The organism is Martinezella sp. CNPSo 3964 (genome assembly GCF_057784375.1).
In genome coordinates this window covers 707,405-726,263 of the sequence record NZ_JBXSOW010000001.1, presented here as the reverse complement: position 1 = coordinate 726,263, position 18,859 = coordinate 707,405, and the positions used below count along the sequence as shown (strand labels likewise).

General features: G+C 60.5%; 16 protein-coding genes. 9 read left to right on the top strand and 7 right to left on the bottom strand.

The window, feature by feature from the left end; translation table 11 throughout:
* The first annotated feature begins 327 nt into the window (after positions 1-327).
* On the top strand, positions 328-960 hold the full coding sequence (locus AC13Q5_RS03540) for an outer membrane protein (protein ID WP_092710635.1): 633 nt from the start codon (positions 328-330) through the stop codon (positions 958-960).
* A gap of 80 nt (positions 961-1,040) precedes the next feature.
* On the opposite strand, the gene AC13Q5_RS03535 is transcribed toward AC13Q5_RS03540, so the two are convergent.
* Entirely contained in the window at positions 1,041-1,880 is an 840-nt protein-coding gene (locus AC13Q5_RS03535; RefSeq protein WP_075852195.1) for an oxidoreductase, read from the bottom strand.
* A gap of 123 nt (positions 1,881-2,003) precedes the next feature.
* On the opposite strand from AC13Q5_RS03535, the gene AC13Q5_RS03530 reads away from it, so the two are divergent.
* Positions 2,004-2,906 (top strand): LysR family transcriptional regulator, encoded by a 903-nt coding sequence (locus AC13Q5_RS03530; RefSeq protein ID WP_488500858.1) that lies wholly within the window; start codon positions 2,004-2,006, stop codon positions 2,904-2,906.
* A gap of 11 nt (positions 2,907-2,917) precedes the next feature.
* Here AC13Q5_RS03530 and AC13Q5_RS03525 read toward each other — a convergent pair whose 3' ends face one another.
* A complete protein-coding gene (locus AC13Q5_RS03525; protein ID WP_488500857.1) occupies positions 2,918-3,511 on the bottom strand; it encodes a glutathione S-transferase in 594 nt (197 codons plus the stop codon).
* A 33-nt stretch (positions 3,512-3,544) separates the two neighbouring features.
* Positions 3,545-4,396 carry a 23S rRNA (adenine(2030)-N(6))-methyltransferase RlmJ gene (locus tag AC13Q5_RS03520; RefSeq protein ID WP_075852198.1) on the bottom strand — a complete coding sequence of 284 codons (852 nt, stop codon included), beginning with the start codon at positions 4,394-4,396 and terminating at the stop codon, positions 3,545-3,547.
* An 81-nt stretch (positions 4,397-4,477) separates the two neighbouring features.
* Here AC13Q5_RS03520 and AC13Q5_RS03515 point away from each other — a divergent pair, with 81 nt between their 5' ends.
* The 3 genes from AC13Q5_RS03515 (at position 4,478) to AC13Q5_RS03505 (ending at position 8,499) form a co-directional block, all read left to right on the top strand.
* Complete coding sequence (locus AC13Q5_RS03515) at positions 4,478-6,601, top strand: molybdopterin-containing oxidoreductase family protein (protein ID WP_488500856.1); 2,124 nt, start codon at positions 4,478-4,480, stop codon at positions 6,599-6,601.
* Positions 6,598-7,191, top strand: coding sequence for an NUDIX domain-containing protein (locus tag AC13Q5_RS03510; protein WP_457892619.1), 594 nt, complete (start codon positions 6,598-6,600; stop codon positions 7,189-7,191). Before AC13Q5_RS03515 ends, AC13Q5_RS03510 begins: the two co-directional genes overlap by 4 nt.
* A gap of 138 nt (positions 7,192-7,329) precedes the next feature.
* A complete protein-coding gene (locus tag AC13Q5_RS03505) occupies positions 7,330-8,499 on the top strand; it encodes an alpha-D-ribose 1-methylphosphonate 5-triphosphate diphosphatase (RefSeq protein ID WP_488500855.1) in 1,170 nt (389 codons plus the stop codon).
* Between the two features lie 3 nt (positions 8,500-8,502).
* Here the strand turns inward: AC13Q5_RS03505 and purN are convergent, their stop codons facing one another.
* Positions 8,503-9,174, bottom strand: coding sequence for a phosphoribosylglycinamide formyltransferase (purN, locus tag AC13Q5_RS03500; RefSeq protein WP_488500854.1), 672 nt, complete (start codon positions 9,172-9,174; stop codon positions 8,503-8,505).
* The gene (gene purM, locus AC13Q5_RS03495) at positions 9,171-10,244 is read right to left on the bottom strand and encodes a phosphoribosylformylglycinamidine cyclo-ligase (RefSeq protein WP_488500853.1); all 1,074 of its coding nucleotides are present in this window, start codon (positions 10,242-10,244) and stop codon (positions 9,171-9,173) included. The genes purN and purM overlap by 4 nt, the downstream gene beginning before the upstream one ends.
* Positions 10,245-10,466: 222 nt before the next feature.
* Here purM and AC13Q5_RS03490 point away from each other — a divergent pair, with 222 nt between their 5' ends.
* From AC13Q5_RS03490 to ppx, 4 genes are all read left to right on the top strand, one after another.
* On the top strand, positions 10,467-11,597 hold the full coding sequence (locus AC13Q5_RS03490; RefSeq protein ID WP_075852204.1) for an AI-2E family transporter: 1,131 nt from the start codon (positions 10,467-10,469) through the stop codon (positions 11,595-11,597).
* A 2-nt stretch (positions 11,598-11,599) separates the two neighbouring features.
* The gene (gene hdaA, locus AC13Q5_RS03485) at positions 11,600-12,313 is read left to right on the top strand and encodes a DnaA regulatory inactivator HdaA (RefSeq protein WP_488500852.1); all 714 of its coding nucleotides are present in this window, start codon (positions 11,600-11,602) and stop codon (positions 12,311-12,313) included.
* A gap of 74 nt (positions 12,314-12,387) precedes the next feature.
* Positions 12,388-14,589, top strand: coding sequence for an RNA degradosome polyphosphate kinase (locus AC13Q5_RS03480; protein ID WP_488500851.1), 2,202 nt, complete (start codon positions 12,388-12,390; stop codon positions 14,587-14,589).
* An 11-nt stretch (positions 14,590-14,600) separates the two neighbouring features.
* Positions 14,601-16,124 carry an exopolyphosphatase gene (ppx, locus tag AC13Q5_RS03475; protein WP_488500850.1) on the top strand — a complete coding sequence of 508 codons (1,524 nt, stop codon included), beginning with the start codon at positions 14,601-14,603 and terminating at the stop codon, positions 16,122-16,124.
* A 66-nt stretch (positions 16,125-16,190) separates the two neighbouring features.
* Here ppx and AC13Q5_RS03470 read toward each other — a convergent pair whose 3' ends face one another.
* Positions 16,191-17,549 carry an esterase-like activity of phytase family protein gene (locus AC13Q5_RS03470; protein ID WP_488501160.1) on the bottom strand — a complete coding sequence of 453 codons (1,359 nt, stop codon included), beginning with the start codon at positions 17,547-17,549 and terminating at the stop codon, positions 16,191-16,193.
* Between the two features lie 163 nt (positions 17,550-17,712).
* Positions 17,713-18,765 (bottom strand): adenylate/guanylate cyclase domain-containing protein, encoded by a 1,053-nt coding sequence (locus AC13Q5_RS03465; protein ID WP_488500849.1) that lies wholly within the window; start codon positions 18,763-18,765, stop codon positions 17,713-17,715.
* Positions 18,766-18,859 lie beyond the last annotated feature (94 nt).

The window sequence follows — 18,859 nt, the reverse complement described above, 5'->3', positions numbered from 1 at the left end:
CATATAGGGCGTCGATACACCATATGAAAAGATGCATGAGCGAATGAGGCCCTTTGGGGTTTCTTATGTAAAACTTGAGATATATTTAGTTTAAAATAAGTATACACGGTTTAATCAATGATTAGGGTTAACAATTCCTCTGTTGCGATGAAGCAACATCGAAATTCAGCCACGTCTGTGCCACAATGATATCATATTTTGGCTCTTCCAATTCCTCATTTGCATTCCAATTTCAACCTCGATCCGGGAGGGATATGTTTTAATTGCTCGTGGCGCTTCGAAGTCAAGGACAGTAAGCGGGGCACACGGGACTGAAAGGAGAAAAGTATGCGTACTCTTATCAAGACCCTCATGGTCTCCGCTTTCGCTCTCGGCGGCTACACCGCAGCTCAGGCTGCTGACGCTGTTGAGCAGATTCCGCAGCCGCCCGTCGCTCAGGAAGCAGCTCCGGTCGTCAACAACTGGTCCGGTTTCTACATCGGTGGTGAAGGTGACTGGAACAAGGGTCACTTCAATCGCACCGGCAACACTTACGGATTCGGCGGCGGCGCCTTCACCGGCTACAACTGGCAGCAGGGCCAGATCGTATACGGTATCGAAGGTGACCTCGGTTACGCAGACTCCGAAACGAGCCGCAATGGCCTGACTGCCAAGAACGGCATCAACGGCTCGGTTCGCGGTCGCCTCGGTTACGACTTCAACCCGTTCATGCTGTACGGCACGGCTGGTCTGGCACTCGGCCAGAACAAGCTGTCCGACGACACGTCTTCCGAAAGCAAGACGGCTGTTGGCTACACGGTTGGTGCAGGTGCTGAAACCTTCATCACCAACAACATCACGGCTCGTCTTGAATACCGTTACACCGACTACGGCAAGAAGACCTTCAACCTCGACTCCGGTAGCTTCTCGCGTGGCTTCGACGAGCAGAGCGTCAAGGTCGGTATCGGCGTCAAGTTCTGATTATCCGAAGGCGTAAGCCTGAACAAAAAAGGCCGGGGTGGAAACCCCGGCCTTTTTTGTTTGATGTCGCTGGATATTTGTTAGGCGTCCTTCGGGAAGTCCGTCGATACGGCCAGTTCCCGCCAATCGGCCAGTTCCTTGGCGACATAGCTGTTCTTCGCTTCGATCGCGCCGACCGTATCGGAGCCGAAAGGCATGCGCAGCGGCGGGTTGGCCGCATGTGCAAGTGTAATCATCGATTTTGCAAGCCGTTTGGGATCACCGGGCTGGCCGTGATTGTGGCCGGCGGCGAAATCGCGCATCGCGCCGGCGGGTGTGTCCTTGTAGTCGGCAATCGAGCTCGGACTGACGGCGAGCGAGCTTTCATCGAGAAAGTCGGTGCGGAAAAAGCCGGGTTCGACAACCGTGACCTTGATGCCGAGCGGCTGCAGTTCCGCCGCCATCGCCTCGGACAGGCCTTCGACGGCGAACTTCGTCGAGCAATAGATGCCCCAGCCGGCAAAGCTTTGATAGCCTCCGACCGAGGACATGTTAATGACATGGCCGGAACGCTGCCGGCGCATGTGTGGCAGGACGGCGCGGGTGACCTTCAACAGGCCAAAGACATTGGTGGCGTAGAGCTTCTCGATTTCCTCGGCGGTTGCCTCTTCCACGGCGCCGAGCAGCCCGTAGCCGGCATTGTTGACAAGGATATCGATCCGTCCGAAGCGTTTGACGGCGGCAGCCGCAGCCTCATGGGCTTGCGCCTCGTTCGACACGTCGAGAGCGACGGGCAGGAGGTTCTGATGATTGCCGAACTTCTCCGCTAGGCCGGCAGGGTTGCGGGCTGTGGCAACGACGGCGTCGCCGGCAGTCAGAGCTTCCTGGGCGATGAGGGCGCCGAAGCCGCGGGATGCGCCCGTGATGAACCAAACACGCATGACTTTCTCCTTCGTGAGTTTGCAATTCCATAGGCGGAATTCGCTTGCAGGAGAAAGGTAGCTTGATGGGATCGTTGAGGTAATCTACTTTGTCTTCCATGAAGTGCTGAGAAATTCTCATCAATGCGACGTATTCGTTCGACCGATCTGGCCATCTTCCTGGCGATTGCCCAACACCGTAGCTTTCGCAAGGCGGCGGTGGAGCTCGGCGTGACGGCGTCCGCGCTCAGCCATTCGCTGCGGGCGATCGAGGAACGATTGGATGTGCGGCTGGTCAATCGCACCACGCGCGGCGTCGGGCTGACGGAGGCAGGCGAGCGCCTGTTCGATCGTATCCGCCCGGCTTTCCTCGATATTGACGATGCGCTGGAGGATCTCGATAAATTCCGTGGACAGCCCTATGGCAAGTTGCGCATCAACGCTCCGCGCCCCGCCGCCAAGATGGTGTTGCTGCCGATCGTGTCACGGTTCCTGAGGGCTTACCCTGCCATCGAAGTGGAAATCGTGGTGGACGATGCGCTCGTGGATACGGTCTCTGCCGGTTTCGATGCTGGCATAAGGTTCGGCGAAAGCATCGCCGCAGACATGATCGCAATTGCCATTGGTCCCCGCCAGCGCACGGCGATCGTCGGCTCGCCAGAACATTTCCAGCGTTTCCCCCAACCGGTCACGCCCCACGATCTGAAGGATCACCCCTGCATCCGCTACCGTTTTCCGGGCGGCACCTATTATCGCTGGGAGTTCGAACGCGGCGGCGTTGAGCTGGAGATTGAGGTGCAGGGGCCGCTGACGCTTGGCGATCTCGACATCATGCTGAATGCCGCTATCAATGGCTCCGGCCTTGCCTTCGTGTTTGAGGATCACGCGCTACTTGCTTTGCAGGATGGCCGGTTGATCCGCGTGCTGGAGGACTGGTGCCCCTACTATCCAGGCTTCTTCCTCTATTATCCGAGCCGTCGGCAACTGCCGACAGCTTTGCGCGCTTTCGTCGATTTCGTGAAGGCCGACGCTGCCGGCCAGAGCTGAGCCGGACGGCGTCAGACTTGCGGCTTCATCACCGGAAAATCGGGGAAATGCTTCTCGAACTTGTGTGCCCAATCCGTCAATCCCGCATGGTCCGCTTCCCATTGCCCTTCAAAGCGAAGCTGCAGATAGCCGATAAGGGAGGCAAGCGCGAAATGGCCGGCATGCAGCTTCTTGCCGATCTTCGGCGGTTCGGCGTCGAGATGGGTGAGGGCGCGGCCGACCTTCGTCCATTGCCGATCAATCCACGGCTGATGCTGCTTCTCGGGCTCGCGAAGGCGGCGCTCGTAGACGATCGACAGGAGGCACTCATTGGTGCCGTCGATCAGCGCTTCCAGAACCTCGATTTCGGTGCGCTTGCTCTTTTTCGAAGGATAGAGCCCGCCCTCGCGCCGGTCGAAATAATGCATGATGGCGCGGCTGTCGAAAATGGCTTCGCCGTCGCCAGTGAGCAATGTCGGGATCTTGCCGAGCGGATTGTTGTCGATGAGCAGCGTCGGCCCGGCATTCGTGTCGACGTGGATTTCCTCGAGTTTGATGCCGAGATGGCGGGCCGCCATGCGCACCTTGCTGGAGAAGGGAGAGGTGGACGAGCAAAGAAGTCTCATGAAATCACCTGTGGGGTATGTCTGTGAAAAGTCTCAATGTTCGCCACGCAGCCAGAAAGCGCGCTGCGAGGCGAAGCGGTCCTGCGCCAGAATATCCTTCAAAGCCGGCAGGAGTGCATGCAACTCGTCCTTCAGCGTGAAGGGCGGGTTGACGATGATGAGGCCCGAGCCGGTCAGCCCGGTAAAGCCGCGATCGCTTTTGACGCTCAGCTCGGCGCAGAGCATTTTCGGAATTTCCAAAGCCTGCAGTGCTTCATGAAACTGCTTGATCGGCGCATCCTTCTTGATCGGATACCAGAGGCAATAGGTGCCACCCGGAAACCGGCGCCAGGCTTTGGCCAGGCCGTCGATCAGACGCTCGTACTCGCCTTCCTCTTCGAACGGCGGATCGACGAGCACGATCCCACGCTTTTCCTTCGGCGGCAGATGCGCGCCGAGCGCCAGCCAGCCGTCCAGTTCGGTAATTCGCGCGTGGTGATCGCCCTCGAACAGCCGGTGCAGTCGCTGAAAGTCGTCCGGATGCAGCTCCATGGCCGAAAGCCGGTCCTGCGGGCGAAACAGCATGCGGGCGAGCTTCGGCGAGCCTGGGTAAAGCCTGAGGCCGCCTTCCGGGTTCAGCTCGCGGATGGCGGCGAGGTAGGGTTCCAGCAGATCAGCGACTTGCGGCACGAGTTCCGCTTCCAGCACCCTGCCGATGCCGTCGCGCCACTCGCCGGTCTTCTGCGCTTCCTCCGAGGAAAGGTCGTAAAGCCCGATGCCGGCATGGGTATCGAGAACGCGAAAGGCCTTGTCCTTGTTCTGCATGTAGCGGACGAGGCGCGCGAGGATAGCGTGTTTCAAGACATCGGCAAAATTGCCCGCGTGATAGATGTGCCGATAGTTCATCGTCGTTGAAGTCCGCATGAATTGTTGAGATGGGCCGGATTGTCTCTAGTGGCCGGACATCGCTTGAAATATACAAACATCATGAACATTGCGACCCCCATCCAAGCCAAATCGCGTATAGGTCACACCGCCTGTCCGCATGACTGTCCCTCCACCTGCGCGCTGGAGGTCGATCTGACTGAGGACGGCAAGATCGGCCGGGTTCGCGGTGCCAACGACCATTCCTATACTTCCGGCGTCATCTGCGCCAAGGTGGCGCGTTATGCCGAAAGGCTTTACCACCCCGATCGCCTGATGAAGCCGCTGCGACGCGCTGGCGCCAAGGGCGAGGGGCGCTGGCAGGAGCTTTCCTGGGACGCGGCGCTGGATGAGATCGCCGAAGCCTTCATCAAGGCCGAAGCCAAGGACGGCAGCGAGGCGATCTGGCCCTATTTCTATGCCGGCACCATGGGCTGGGTGCAGCGCGATTCCATCGAGCGGCTTCGACACGCCAAGCGCTATTCCGGTTTCTTCTCGTCGATCTGCACCAATCCGGCATGGACCGGCTTTACCATGGCGACGGGCGTGCTGCGCGGCCCGGATCCGCGCGAGATGGGCCGCACGGACTGCGTCGTCATCTGGGGCACGAATGCGGTTGCCACCCAGGTCAATGTCATGACCCACGCGATCAAGTCCCGCAAGGAACGTGGCGCCAAGATCGTCGTCGTCGATATCTACGATAACCCGACGATGAAGCAGGCCGATCTGGCGCTGATCGTCAAGCCGGGTACGGATGCGGCCCTTGCCTGCGCCGTCATGCACATCGCCTTCCGCGACGGCTATGCCGACCGCGCCTATATGGCAAAATATGCCGATGACCCCGCCGGCCTCGAAGAGCATCTGACGTCGAAGACGCTTGCCTGGGCTGCAGATATCACAGGCCTTTCGGTCGACGAGATTGAAGCCTTCGCCAAGCTCGTCGGGACGACCAAGAAGACCTACTTCCGTCTGGGCTATGGCTTTACCCGCCAGCGCAACGGTGCGATCGCCATGCATGCGGCGGCGTCGATCGCCACGGTCCTCGGCTCCTGGCAATATGAGGGCGGCGGCGCTTTTCATTCGAACAGCGATATCTTCCGCATGGATGCGAGCGAACTCACCGGCCGCGCCATGAAGGATATGGATATCCGCATGATCGACCAATCGCAGATAGGCCGCGCCTTGACCGGCGATGCCGTTGCGCTGCGCCATCGCGGCCCGGTCACCGCCATGCTCATCCAGAACACCAATCCGGTGAACATCGCGCCCGAACAGCGGCTGGTGAAGCGCGGTTTTGCCCGCTCCGACCTCTTCGTCGCCGTACACGAGCAGTTCATGACCGATACGGCTGAGATGGCCGATATCGTCATCCCCGCCACCATGTTCGTCGAGCACGACGACATCTATCGCGCTGGCGGCCAGAACCACATTCTTCTCGGTCCCAAGCTCGTCGAGCCGCCGCCGACCGTTCGCAGCAATCTCTTCGTGATCGAGGAGCTCGCCAAGCGCCTCGGTGTCGCGGATCGCCCCGGTTTCGGCTTCTCGGCCCGCGAGATGATCGATCGGGTTCTGTCGAGGAGTGGCCTGCCGGATTACGATTACTTCCTCGAGCACAAATGGTTCGACCGCCAGCCGGATTTCGAGGAGGCCCATTTCGTCAACGGCTTTGCCCATCCCGACGGCAAGTTCCGCTTCCGCCCGGATTGGACCAACCAGCCGGCGCCGAACCGGCCGCCCGCAGCCGTCGGCTTGCTCGGCCCCCATGTCGAACTGCCGGAATTTCCGGACCAGGTCGATGTCATCGAGGTGGCCGATCCCGAGCATCCGTTCCGGCTCGCGACCTCGCCATCGCGCAACTTCCTGAATTCGAGTTTCGCGGAAACGAAGACGTCGCGACAGAAGGAAGGTCGGCCGGAGGTGATGATCAATCCGGCCGATGCCGAGACGCTTGGCATTGCCCACGGCGAACTGGTTCGCATCGGCAATGGGCGCGGAGATATCCGTCTGCATGCACGCGTGACGACGGAAGTGAAGCCGGGCGTGCTAATTGCCGAAGGTCTGTGGCCGAACAACGCCCATGTCGACGGCGAGGGCATCAACGTGCTCACCGGCGCCGATCCGGTCGCACCCTATGGTGGCGCGGCCGTCCACGATAACAAGGTATGGCTCCGCAAGGATATGGCATGAGTAAATTCGAAAAGGCGAAAGCCGACATCGTCAGCGAAAAGACGCTGGCGGACCAATGGACGCGGCTCAGCACCTTTGAGGTCGATTACACGGATTCTCGCGGCGAACAGCATCGCCTGAAGCGCGAAGTCTATCATCGCACGCCGGCCGCCTGCATCCTTCTCTATGATCCCAGCCATGAAACGGTGGTGCTTGTTCGCCAATACCGTCTGCCGGCCCAGCTGGTCGGCGAGCCGGCCTGGATGATCGAAGTGCCCGCCGGCCTGCTCGACGGCGACGATCCGGAAGCTGCGATCCGCCGCGAAGCCATGGAAGAGACCGGCTTTCGCGTGCGTGACGTCCGGTTCCTCTTCAAGGCCATGACGTCGCCGGGTTCCTCGACCGAGGTCATCCATTTCTTCGCTGCTGTGATCGATACGTCCGACCGGGTTGCCGATGGCGGCGGCCTTGCCGAAGAGCATGAGGATATCGAGGTTCTGGAAGTTCGCCTCTCCGACGTGATGGCAATGATCGAAAAGGGCGATATTCATGATGCCAAGACGATCATGCTGCTGCAATGGGCGGTGCTGAACGAGGCCAATCTGAGATAGTCCGTTCGACGGTGGGAAGCTATCTTCGCGTCGTTCATCACATTGTCACGAATCGAGCTTACCGGGGCGTGCTGGCCGGAAACATTCGAATGTTTCCGAGCCTCCGTCGATTATGGACGCTGTTTCAGGAGAAAGCCGATGTGGCTCAGCAATTTCACGCTCGTTCTTCCCAATGAAGTCGTCGAAAAGGGTGCGGTGCGCATCGAGGACGGCGTGATTGCCGAAATTCGCTCGGAGCCGGTGGAGCAGCCGACCTTCGACGGCGGTGGCCGTTTGCTGATGCCGGGCTTCGTCGACCTGCATTGTGACATGGTTGAGCGCGAGATCGCGCCGCGGCCGAATGCGATGATGCCGATCGATTTCGGTGTCCACGAGCTGGACAAGAAGCTGGCGGCAGCCGGCGTTACCACGGCCTTCGCCGCGCTCTCCTTTGCGACCGAAAGCGTCTATGGTCACGTCCGCTCGCTCGAAACCACCTCGGCTGTCATTCGCGGCATCGGCAGCCTGCGTGATGAGCTCTTGATCGACCATCGCGTTCATGCACGCTACGAAATCACCAATCTCGGCGCTGCTCCGACCCTGGAACGGTTGTTGGCGGAAGGCTCCGTCGACATGGTCTCGCTGACCGACCATACGCCGGGGCAGGGGCAGTATAACGATATCGAAAGCTATATCCGCAGCATGTCCGAGCGCCGCTCCATGTCGCGCGAGGCGGCCGAGGAAGTTGTCGCAAAGCGCATCGCGCAGCGCCAGGACCCGGAGATCGAGCGCAAGCTGCATGACGTGGTCGAACTCGCGCTGAAGCACAATCTGTCGCTCGCCTCGCATGACGATGACAGCGCCGAAAAGGTTGCGGCGATGCACGATCTCGGCGTGACGATCAGCGAGTTTCCGGTGACGGGACCGGCGGCCGAAGAAGCCTGCCGCCGCGGCCTCTGGACCTTGATGGGCGCGCCGAATGCACTGCGCGGCCAGTCGATGTCTGGCAATCTCAGTGCCCTGGACGCGGCCCGCTCCGGCCTGCTCGGCATCATCGCAGCCGACTATCACCCGGCAGCCTTCGTGCCGGCGATCTTCAAGATCGCCGATGTTGTTGCTGGCGGTCTGCCGGCGGCCGTTGCGACGGCAACGTCCAACGCCGCCCGTTCGGCCGGTTTGACGGATCGCGGCGAGATCGCCGTCGGCCAGCTCGCCGATCTGGTCGCCGTCGAGCCCGGTTCGGTTCACCGCATCCGCGCAACCTTCCGCGGCGGCCGCATCGTCTATAGCGACGGCACGCTGCACCCGCTGATGGCCATGGCGGCTTGAAAACTAGCTTGCGTCACCAAGTAGTGACAATATCTGCCGCCCCTGGGCGATGGATATCTCGACAAGGCTCACGGCCTTGCCGCCTTTCATCCTGACCTTGCCTTCCGCTAGCAGCCGCAACGATTGCGGATAAATCTGATGCTCGACCGTGAGTACCCGGGCGGCAAGGCTGTCGGCAGTGTCGTCCGTCAAGACAGGCACGGCAGCCTGGCCGACGACCGGGCCTTCGTCCATGCCTTCGGTAACGAAATGCACGGTGCAGCCGGCAATGCGCATGCCGGCGTCGATGGCGCGCTGATGCGTGTGCAGGCCTGGGAAAAGCGGCAGCAGCGAAGGATGGATATTGATGATCCGGCCCTCGTAAGCCTGGATGAAGCGGCCGGAGAGCAGGCGCATATAGCCGGCAAGGCAGATGATATCGGGGGAGAGGGCTTCCAGTTGCGAAAGGATCGCCTCTTCATGCGCTTCCTTGCTGGCGAACTCCTTGCGCACGAAGGCGAAGGTGGCGATGTCCTCGGCGGCAGCCTTTGCCAATCCGCCGGCATCCGCCTTGTCGGAGATCACGCCGACGATCTCGGCCGGGTAGTCTGCTGCCTTGGTGGCCTTCAGAAGAGCCAGCATGTTGGAGCCGCCGCCGGAGATGAAGACGACGACGCGTTTGCGCGGCGTGGTCATAGAGCCAGCGTGCCCTTGTAGACGGTGCCGTGGGCGCCTTCTTCGCGAGCGATCATGCGGCCGAGTGTCACGACTGCTTCGCCTTCCGCTTCAAGCGCCGTCTTCACGGCCGCGACGTTTTCGGCAGCGACGACGACGATCATGCCGATGCCGCAGTTGAAGGTGCGCAGCATTTCCTTGGCTTCGACGCCGCCCGTCCTGGCGAGCCATGAGAAGACCGGCGGCACCTTGACGGCGGCGAGATCGATTTCGGCGGCTAGATGCTTCGGCAGGACGCGCGGAATATTCTCCGGAAAGCCGCCGCCGGTGATGTGGGCGAGCGCCTTGAGAGCATGGGTTTCGCGGATGGCCTTGAGCAGCGGCTTCACATAGATGCGCGTCGGCGTGAGCAGCGCTTCGCCAAGCGCCTTGCCTTCGGCGAAGGGAGCCGGCGCATCCCAGCCGAGGCCGGAAAGCTCGACGATCTTGCGCACCAGCGAGAAGCCGTTGGAGTGAACGCCTGATGAGGCGAGGCCGAGAATGATGTCGCCTTCGGCAATATCGCCGGACGGCAGCAGCTGGCCGCGCTCGGCGGCACCGACGGCAAAGCCTGCCAGATCGTAGTCGCCGTGGGAATACATGCCCGGCATTTCCGCCGTCTCGCCGCCGATCAGCGCGCAGCCTGCGTCACGGCAGCCGGCAGCGATACCGCCGACGATCGCAGCACCCTGGTCGGGATCGAGCTTGCCGGTGGCGAAGTAATCGAGGAAGAACAGCGGCTCGGCACCCTGGACGACCAGGTCGTTGACGCACATGGCAACGAGGTCGATGCCGACAGTGTCGTGATAGTTCGCGTCGATTGCGATCTTCAGCTTGGTGCCGACGCCGTCGTTGGCGGCGACCAGCACCGGATCGGTAAAACCTGCCGCCTTGAGGTCGAACAGGCCACCAAAGCCGCCGATCTCGCCATCGGCACCAGGACGGCGCGTCGAACGGACGGCAGGCTTGATCTTTTCGACCAGCAGGTTGCCGGCATCAATATCGACACCCGCGTCGCTATAGGTCAGACCGTTTTTTCCAGACTGGCTCATGCTTCCGCCTCCGATGGCCGCCCGTCCATTATGACAGGGCTTTGATCGGGTCGCCATTGCATGATAGGGGCCTTTATGCAAGGCGGAAGCGCCGCAACTCCCTCGATTTTCCCCGTTTCCCATTGCCTGAGGCAGATTTCCGGCCTCAGGCTTGACCATAATTGCGGCATCATCCTATGTCCTAAGCACACGGCAAGCGAGCGCGAAGTAACGGGGAAGATGATGGAGCAAAAGGTCAGCGGGGCGAGCCTCAAGCGTCAAGTCACCTTCTGGGTGATCGTGCTCGTCGTCTTTGTCGCCTTTGTCTATATCTTCAGCACGATCCTGCTGCCGTTCATCGCCGGCATGGCGGTCGCCTATTTCCTCGATCCAGTCGCCGACCGCCTGGAGCGGATCGGCCTCAGCCGTCTGATGGCGACGGTGGTGATCCTCGTCTCCTTCGTGCTGATCTTTGCCCTGGCGCTGACCATCGTCATCCCGATCATCATCAACCAGTTCAACGACTTTATTCAGCACATACCGACCTATGTGCAGCAGGCGCAGCAATTGGTCGCCAAGGCGCAGACGATGGTGCTGCCGGACTGGATCCGTAACCAGCTCGGAGCGATCAAGGACAATTTCTCCAGCATCATGTCCGACGGCTTGAGCTTTGTCGGCGGCTTGTTCGCGCAGCTCTGGAGTTCCGGCAAGGCGCTGGTCAACATCATCTCGCTGATGGTCGTCACGCCGGTCGTCGCCTTCTACATCCTGCTCGACTGGGATCGCATGATCGCCAAGGTCGACGACTGGATCCCGCGCGATCATGTCGCCACCGTCCGCCAGATCGCCCGCGAGATCGATCAGGCAATCGCCGGCTTCATCCGGGGGCAGGGCTCGCTCTGCATTATCCTTGGCGTCTACTACGGCGTCGGCCTGTCGCTGGTCGGCCTGAACTTCGGCCTTTTGATCGGCCTCTTTGCCGGCATGATCAGCTTCATTCCCTATGTCGGCTCGCTGGTCGGCCTCATCCTGGCGGTCGGCGTCGCGCTGGTGCAGTTCTGGCCCGATTATATCTGGGTTGGTCTGACCCTCGCCGTCTTCTTCACCGGCCAGTTCCTGGAAGGCAATGTGTTGCAGCCGAAGCTCGTCGGCGAAAGCGTCGGCCTGCATCCGGTCTGGCTGATGTTCGCCCTTTTTGCCTTTGGCGCACTCTTCGGCTTCGTCGGGCTGCTGATCGCTGTTCCTGCCGCCGCCGCCTGCGGCGTTCTTGTCCGCTTCGCCCTTTCGCGCTACCTTCAGAGCGATCTCTATTACGGACGCTCGGAAGCGGGTAAGGCGCGCAGAGCCAAGGCCGGCAAGACCGAGAATAGCTAGACATGACCGATGCAAAGAACGCTGATCTAAGGCGCAAGGCCGCCGAGCAGCTGCCCTTGGCCTTTACGCACGATCCCGCAAACGGACGTGACGATCTGCTCGTCGCCGATCCCTTGCACGCGGCGGTGAAGATCGTCGATGCCTGGCCGAATTGGCCGTCGCCGGTCGTCATCCTGGCGGGTCCCGTAGGCTCGGGCAAATCGCATCTTGCGAGCATTTGGGCCGAACGGTGCGGCGCCGTCCACATTCACCCCGTCGCCGGCTCCGATGCCACAGTCGCGGCGGCGAACGGCCCTGTCATCTTCGAAGATGTGGATCGCCTCGGTTTTGACGATACGGAGCTGTTTCACGTCATCAACAGCGTCCGCGAAAACGGCACCAGTCTCTTGATGACAAGCCGGCTTTGGCCGATGTCCTGGCCGGTGACGCTGCCCGACCTACGCTCGCGCCTGAAGGCTGCGACGGTGGTCGAGATCGGCGAGCCGGACGAGAAATTGCTGTCGCAGGTGATCGTCAAGCTGTTCGCCGACCGCCAGCTTTATATCGATGACAAACTCGTCCTTTATATCGTCAATCGCATGGAGCGTTCCTTGAACGCGGCGCAGCTGATCGTCGACCGGCTGGACCGGCTGGCACTGGCGCGAGGAACAAGGATCACGCGCCTGTTGGCCGCTGAGGTCCTGAACGAACTGGGTAGCTCCGGTCAGCCGGATTGAGTTGACATCGACTGTCACAGTTCCGTCGTCAAACTGATATACGTGGCACAAGATTAGAAGAGGGTAGGTGGAACATGGACTCGGCACTCACGGAACATCAGGACGCCAACCCGGAAACCCCGGAGGCCGCACCTCCGGTCAGCGAGCTGCTGACCAGCCCCGAGCGCTTCATCAACCGCGAATTCTCCTGGCTCCAGTTCAATCGCCGCGTCCTTGAAGAGACATTGAACACAGCTCATCCCTTGCTGGAGCGTGTTCGCTTCCTCTCCATCTCCGCCGCCAACCTCGATGAATTCTTCATGGTGCGCGTCGCCGGCCTCGAAGGCCAGGTCCGCCAGAAGATCCTCGTGCGCACGCCTGACGGCAAGACGCCCGCCGAGCAGCTCGACGACATCCTGCGCGAGATCGACAATCTGCAGATGGAGCAGCAGGCCTCGCTTGCCGTTCTGCAGCAGTATCTTGCCAAGGAAGATATTCTGATCGTCCGCCCGGCTGCTCTTACCGATGCCGATCGCCAGTGGCTGCACACCGAGTTCGAGCAGGCGATCTTCCCGGTCCTGACACCGCTCTCCATCGACCCGGCGCATCCTTTCCCCTTCATTCCGAACCTCGGCTTTTCGATCGCGCTGCAGCTGAAGAGCATGAACGGCCGCGATCCGATGACGGCGCTGCTGCGCCTGCCGCCGGCGCTCGACCGCTTCGTCCGCTTGCCGGATGCCAGCAACGTCATCCGTTACATCACGCTCGAAGACGTGGTGAACATCTTCATTCACCGGCTCTATCCCGGCTACGAGGTGCAGGGCTCTGGTACCTTCCGCATCATTCGCGACAGCGATATCGAAGTCGAGGAAGAGGCGGAGGATCTGGTGCGCTTCTTCGAAACCGCGCTGAAGCGCCGCCGCCGCGGTTCCGTGATCCGCATCGAGACCGACTCCGAAATGCCGCTCGAGCTTCGCCAGTTCGTGGTGGAGTCGCTGAACGTTCCGGAAAACCGCATCGCGGTTCTGCCCGGCCTGCTGGCGCTCAATACCCTATCCGAAATCTGCAAGGCGCCGCGCGACGATCTGCGCTTCGAGCCATACAATGCCCGATTTCCTGAGCGCGTCCGTGAGCACGCCGGCGATTGCTTCGCCGCGATCCGCGAAAAGGACATGGTCGTCCACCACCCCTATGAATCCTTCGACGTGGTGGTCCAGTTCCTTCTCCAGGCTGCTAGGGATCCTGACGTTCTGGCGATAAAGCAGACGCTCTACCGCACCTCGAACGACAGCCCGATCGTCCGCGCGCTGATCGACGCCGCCGACATGGGCAAGTCCGTTACCGCGCTGGTGGAGCTCAAGGCCCGCTTCGACGAAGAGGCAAACATCCGCTGGGCGCGCGACCTTGAGCGCGCCGGTGTGCAGGTCGTCTTCGGCTTCATCGAGCTCAAGACCCATGCGAAGATGTCGATGGTCGTGCGCCGCGAAGACGGCAAGCTGCGCACCTACTGCCATCTCGGCACCGGCAACTATCACCCGGTCACCGCCAAGATCTACACCGACCTCTCGTACTTCACCTGCGATCCGGCAATCGCCCATGACATGGCGAATATCTTCAACTTCATCACCGGTTACGGTGAGCCGGAGCACGGCATGAAGATTGCGGTTTCGCCCTATACACTGCGCCCGCGCATCCTCCAGCATATCGAAGGTGAGATCGAGCACGCCAAGAATGGCCGTCCGGGCGCGATCTGGATGAAGATGAATTCGCTCGTCGATCCCGACATCATCGACGCGCTCTACCGAGCCAGCAATGCCGGCGTCGAGATCGATCTGGTCGTGCGCGGCATCTGCTGCCTGCGTCCGCAGATTGCAGGCCTTTCGGAAAGGATCCGCGTCAAGTCGATCGTTGGTCGCTTCCTAGAGCACAGCCGCATCTTCTGCTTTGGCGATGGTCACGGCCTGCCGTCGGATAAGGCCTTGGTCTATATCGGTTCTGCCGACATGATGCCGAGAAACCTTGACCGCCGCGTCGAAACCTTAGTGCCGCTCACCAACAAGACCGTGCACGAGCAGGTGCTTTCACAGATCATGCTGGGCAATATCATTGACAATCAGCAAAGCTACGAGATATTGCCGGACGGGACTTCACGGCGCATGGAAGTGCGCCAGGGAAAAGAGCCATTTAATGCGCAGCAGTATTTCATGACCAACCCCAGCCTGTCGGGCCGCGGTGAAGCCTTGAAATCCAGCGCACCGAAACTCATCGCTGGGCTGCTGTCGGGCCGCAACAAATAAATTGGACCTGCATGGTTGAATCAGAAGCCCAGGGGCGTCTTCCGGGCATCGCCCCTGTCTCCGTTGTCGATATCGGGTCGAACTCGGTCCGTCTTGTCGTTTATGAAGGCCATTCGCGGTCGCCAACCATCCTCTTCAACGAAAAAGTGCTATGCGGCCTGGGCAAGGGTATAGCGCTGACGGGGAAGATGGACGAGGAAAACGTGGCACGAGCGCTTGCCTCATTGCATCGTTTCAAGGCGCTCTCCGATCAGGCGCGTGCCTCCACCATCTATGTTCTTGCAACGGCCGCGGCGCGCGAAGCAAGCAACGGTCCGCAGTTCATTCATCAGGCCGAAGCCATTCTTCAGCGCAAGGTGCGCGTGCTTTCGGGCGAAGAAGAGGCACGTTTCTCTGCGCTCGGCATTATCAGCGGTTTCTTCCATCCCGATGGCATCGCCGGCGACCTTGGCGGCGGCTCGCTGGAACTGATTGACATTAAGGATCGCGAGATCGGCAAGGGCATCACGCTGCCGCTCGGTGGTCTGCGCCTCTCCGAATATGCCGGTGGCTCGATCGAGAAGGCGCGCGGCTTTGCGCGCAAGCACGTCAAGACGGCCAAGCTCTTGAGCAAGGGCGAGGACCGCACCTTCTATGCGGTCGGCGGCACCTGGCGAAATATCGCCAAGCTGCACATGGAAATCCGCAAATATCCGCTGCATATGATGCAGGGCTATGAGGTGCAGCTTGATGAGATGATCCGCTTCTTGGATCAGATCGTCGAATCGAAGGATTCGAAGGATCCGGCGCTGCAGGCGGTTTCCAAGCACCGCCGCTCGCTGCTGCCCTTCGGCGCGGTTGCGATGCGCGAGGTATTGGCGGCCATGAAGCCGTCCGTCATCTCCTTCTCCGCCCAGGGTGTGCGTGAAGGCTATCTCTATTCGCTGCTAACCGAGGCGGAGCGCAACAGCGATCCGTTGCTCGTGGCGGCCGGCGAACTCGCCATCCTGCGTGCCCGTTCGCCGGAACATGCCCGAGAGCTGGCGGAATGGACGGGACGGATGATGCCGTTCTTTGGCATCACCGAGACCGATGAGGAAAGCCGCTATCGCCAGGCAGCCTGCCTGCTTGCCGATATCAGCTGGCGTGCCCATCCGGATTATCGCGGCCTGCAGGCGCTGAACATCATCGCCCACACGTCCTTCGTCGGCATTACCCATGCCGGCCGTGCCTTCATCGCACTTGCCAATTACTACCGCTTCGAGGGCTTGAGCGATGACGGGGCGACCGAGCCGCTCGCGACCATCGCTACGCCGCTCTACATCGAGCGCGCCAAGCTGCTCGGCGGCCTGTTGCGTGTCGTTTATCTGTTCTCGGCGTCGATGCCTGGCATCGTCCGGAACCTGTCGTTCCGTCGCTCGACAAATCCGGATCTCGATCTCGAATTCGTCGTTCCCGCCGAATATCACGATTTTGCCGGCGAGAGGCTGGACGGGCGCCTGCAGCAACTCGGCAAGCTGACGAACCGCCGACTGGCGTTCTGCTTCGAAGAATAGGTCTTACCGCTTCGAACAGGCCTGAAACCTCTCCCCGCGATGCAGGGAGAGGCAGTTTCTTGCAATTTACTTCGCGTTCAGGAAATCACCCACTTCAAGCAGGCTGAATTCGTTGTCGTCAGCCTTGTCGACGGCGCGGCCTGCGGAGAAGGGCAGGTTGTTGTCGTTGCCAATGATGATGTGCGTGGCATCGACGCGATCGACATTCTCGATGGTGACGAAGGGCATGTCGTAGAAGCCTTCGCCGCCGCCCTGGCGACGCTTGTGGTCCGGATCTTCGATGCGCAGCAGGTCGATGTAGCCGATCTTGCGAACGGACTTGCCGACATTGGCGTCGCTGAATTCGATCTTGTAGACGCGCTTCAGCTCGGCCGGAGCCTCGAAGCAATCCGGCTTCGGCTGCTTGGGATCGGCGCAGGCCTTGTCCTTCGTGCCGGCGCCGTTGTCGCGTTCGATGACCAGGGCCGTCGTTGCGTCGAGCATATTGAAATCGCCGATCGAGACCCCCTTGTCTGCGAAAGGATAGAGCCAGCTGCGGCCGGTCCAGCTCTTGGAGGCAACGTCGAATTCGATGACGCGGATGGCCGTCTTGCCGTCGACGCTCTCCATCTGGCCGTCTTCCTTGTAGATCGGGCCTTCCAGCAGGCCGTAGAGCTTGGAGCCGTCCTTCGACATAGCGAGGCCCTCGAAGCCGCCGGAGCGCTTCAGGTTGAAGGCCGGAATCTTCTGCGTCGGGTTGCCGGGCAGCTGGATCAGCGGGTTGTCGGGAGACATGACCGGCTTGCCGTCGAGCGTCGTTGCGAAGACGTCTGTCAGCTGGCCGTTTGTGTCGAACTTCAGCAGGTAGGGACCGAACTCGTCGCCAATCCAGAAGCCATCAGCAACCGGCTGAACCGATTCGATGTCGAAATCGGCACCCGTCAGATAGCGCTTGTCGGCGCCTTCCATAACGATCGGGAAGGGGGCCTTCTTGTTCGGATCGGATAGGAACAAGTTCTTGACGACTTCCACCTTGCCGCTATCCCAGTTGAATTTCAGCTGGTGCAGGAAAAGCATGGCGTCACTGGAATTCTGCTTGGAGCCGAAGCCGTTGTCCGAGAGCGTCCAGAAGGTGCCGTCAGGCATGGTCTTGATGCCGGAGAAGCCCTGGATCGGCTGGCCGGCAAAGGGCAGCTTCAGGTCGGTAACGCGGGCGCCATCCTTGCCCGGCACGGTGCCGAGAGCGTCGGTGCGCTTGCGATCCGGCGTCGTGAATTTGCCTGAAGTCTTCAGGAAATCAGACGCATCGGCAGGCGCGTCGGCGATGGTGTTGGCCGGCAGGATTGCCTGTCCGACGAGCTTTGCCTTGAACTGCTGCTCGTCGGCATGGGCCGAAGCGGCAAGCAAAATGAAGAGTGCCGTAGAGGCGGAAAGGATTCGAGTCATCATGTCACCTTGTGGTGGAGAGTGGCGAAAACAACTCCGCTTAACAGGCGACCCATGTCCGCGAATTAACGCTTAGGTGAAGATTTGGTGACTGTGGACAACCCATAGGCTGTGAAGCTCAAGCGTGTGGTGATATCGAAACGCAGCCAATGATATGTATTGCTTACGATCTGCCACGAATGGTCTTCAGCGCCTGGCGATCCTGCGTGTGAAGGGCGATAACGCCGAGATGCTGATCGCGGCCGCGAACGGCATGTTCGCCGAGCTCTTCCTTGATGATCGCTTCGGGAAGTTCGAGCAGCCTGGCGAGATCGCTTGAGATCAACACCTGGCGCTCCAGCGTCTTGCAGAGCGATTCCAGCCGCGCCGTCGTGTTCACCGTGTCGCCGAAATAGGCAATCTTGTGATGGTCGACACCGATTTCGGCCGTCACGATGCTGCCGCCATGAAGCGCGGCTCGCAGACGCGGCACCCTGCCGTAGGATTTCAGCCACGTCTCGGCATTCTTTTCGATATTGTCGAGGATATTGAAGACGCAGCGCACGCAATTGGCATTCTTGATGCCCCGTTGCAGCGGCCAGGTGATGATGGCCGCATCGCCGATATAGTCGTCGATCGCGCCCTTGTGCCGACGCACGGGCTCCGCCATGGCACCGAACACTGCGCCCAGGAATTCCTGTGTCTTCAGGTCGCCGTGCTCTTCCGCAAAGGCGGTAGAGCCGACGAGATCGACGAAGAGGAAGACGCGTTCCTCTTGCATCGGATTGCGGTACCGGCCGGTCAGCAGGCTGAGGAACACGTCGCGACCGAGCAGCTCCCGCACGCGGCCGATGAAGATGATGACGGCTGTCACCAGAACGGCATAGATGTAGACATCTATCTTCAGGACCGTCATGTCTTCCCATGACGCTTCGACCAGGCCCAGCAATTTCATAAGGCTGCCCGCGATCGCATAGCCGGCGCTCATCAGGACGAAGTCGACGATGAGAGCCGAAAGAATGAAAGCCGGCGTCGGTAGCCTGTGCATCCAGTCGTTCAGCCGCGGCAGGATCATGCGGCGCTCGAATACCAGCAGCGGCATGCCGCAGAACAGAGCAAAGATTGCGCCGATATACATCGGCGATTGCGGGAAAAATACCTTGCCGTAGATGACGCCGGTTGAGGCGACAACCAGCGATGTCAGGATCCAGTTGCGTATCGAATGGAAAATGCCCATTCACTTTTCCGCCGAGAAGCGACGCCTGTCATCGACGCGGGATTGCGTCGGCAAACTGGAACGTCATCGAATAGAACGATTACACAAGACGTTC

Bases quoted from the DNA above. Each gene is read 5' to 3' on its own strand.
- AC13Q5_RS03520 (WP_075852198.1), bottom strand. From the start codon at position 4,396: ATGAACTATCGGCACATCTATCACGCGGGCAATTTTGCCGATGTCTTG.
- hdaA (WP_488500852.1), top strand. From the start codon at position 11,600: ATGACCGATGCAAAGAACGCTGATCTAAGGCGCAAGGCCGCCGAGCAG.
- AC13Q5_RS03525 (WP_488500857.1), bottom strand. From the start codon at position 3,511: ATGAGACTTCTTTGCTCGTCCACCTCTCCCTTCTCCAGCAAGGTGCGC.
- AC13Q5_RS03480 (WP_488500851.1), top strand. From the start codon at position 12,388: ATGGACTCGGCACTCACGGAACATCAGGACGCCAACCCGGAAACCCCG.
- purM (WP_488500853.1), bottom strand. From the start codon at position 10,244: ATGAGCCAGTCTGGAAAAAACGGTCTGACCTATAGCGACGCGGGTGTC.
- AC13Q5_RS03530 (WP_488500858.1), top strand. From the start codon at position 2,004: ATGCGACGTATTCGTTCGACCGATCTGGCCATCTTCCTGGCGATTGCC.
- AC13Q5_RS03490 (WP_075852204.1), top strand. From the start codon at position 10,467: ATGGAGCAAAAGGTCAGCGGGGCGAGCCTCAAGCGTCAAGTCACCTTC.
- AC13Q5_RS03470 (WP_488501160.1), bottom strand. From the start codon at position 17,549: ATGACTCGAATCCTTTCCGCCTCTACGGCACTCTTCATTTTGCTTGCC.
- AC13Q5_RS03535 (WP_075852195.1), bottom strand. From the start codon at position 1,880: ATGCGTGTTTGGTTCATCACGGGCGCATCCCGCGGCTTCGGCGCCCTC.
- purN (WP_488500854.1), bottom strand. From the start codon at position 9,174: ATGACCACGCCGCGCAAACGCGTCGTCGTCTTCATCTCCGGCGGCGGC.
- AC13Q5_RS03505 (WP_488500855.1), top strand. From the start codon at position 7,330: ATGTGGCTCAGCAATTTCACGCTCGTTCTTCCCAATGAAGTCGTCGAA.
- AC13Q5_RS03540 (WP_092710635.1), top strand. From the start codon at position 328: ATGCGTACTCTTATCAAGACCCTCATGGTCTCCGCTTTCGCTCTCGGC.
- AC13Q5_RS03510 (WP_457892619.1), top strand. From the start codon at position 6,598: ATGAGTAAATTCGAAAAGGCGAAAGCCGACATCGTCAGCGAAAAGACG.
- ppx (WP_488500850.1), top strand. From the start codon at position 14,601: ATGGTTGAATCAGAAGCCCAGGGGCGTCTTCCGGGCATCGCCCCTGTC.
- AC13Q5_RS03465 (WP_488500849.1), bottom strand. From the start codon at position 18,765: ATGGGCATTTTCCATTCGATACGCAACTGGATCCTGACATCGCTGGTT.
- AC13Q5_RS03515 (WP_488500856.1), top strand. From the start codon at position 4,478: ATGAACATTGCGACCCCCATCCAAGCCAAATCGCGTATAGGTCACACC.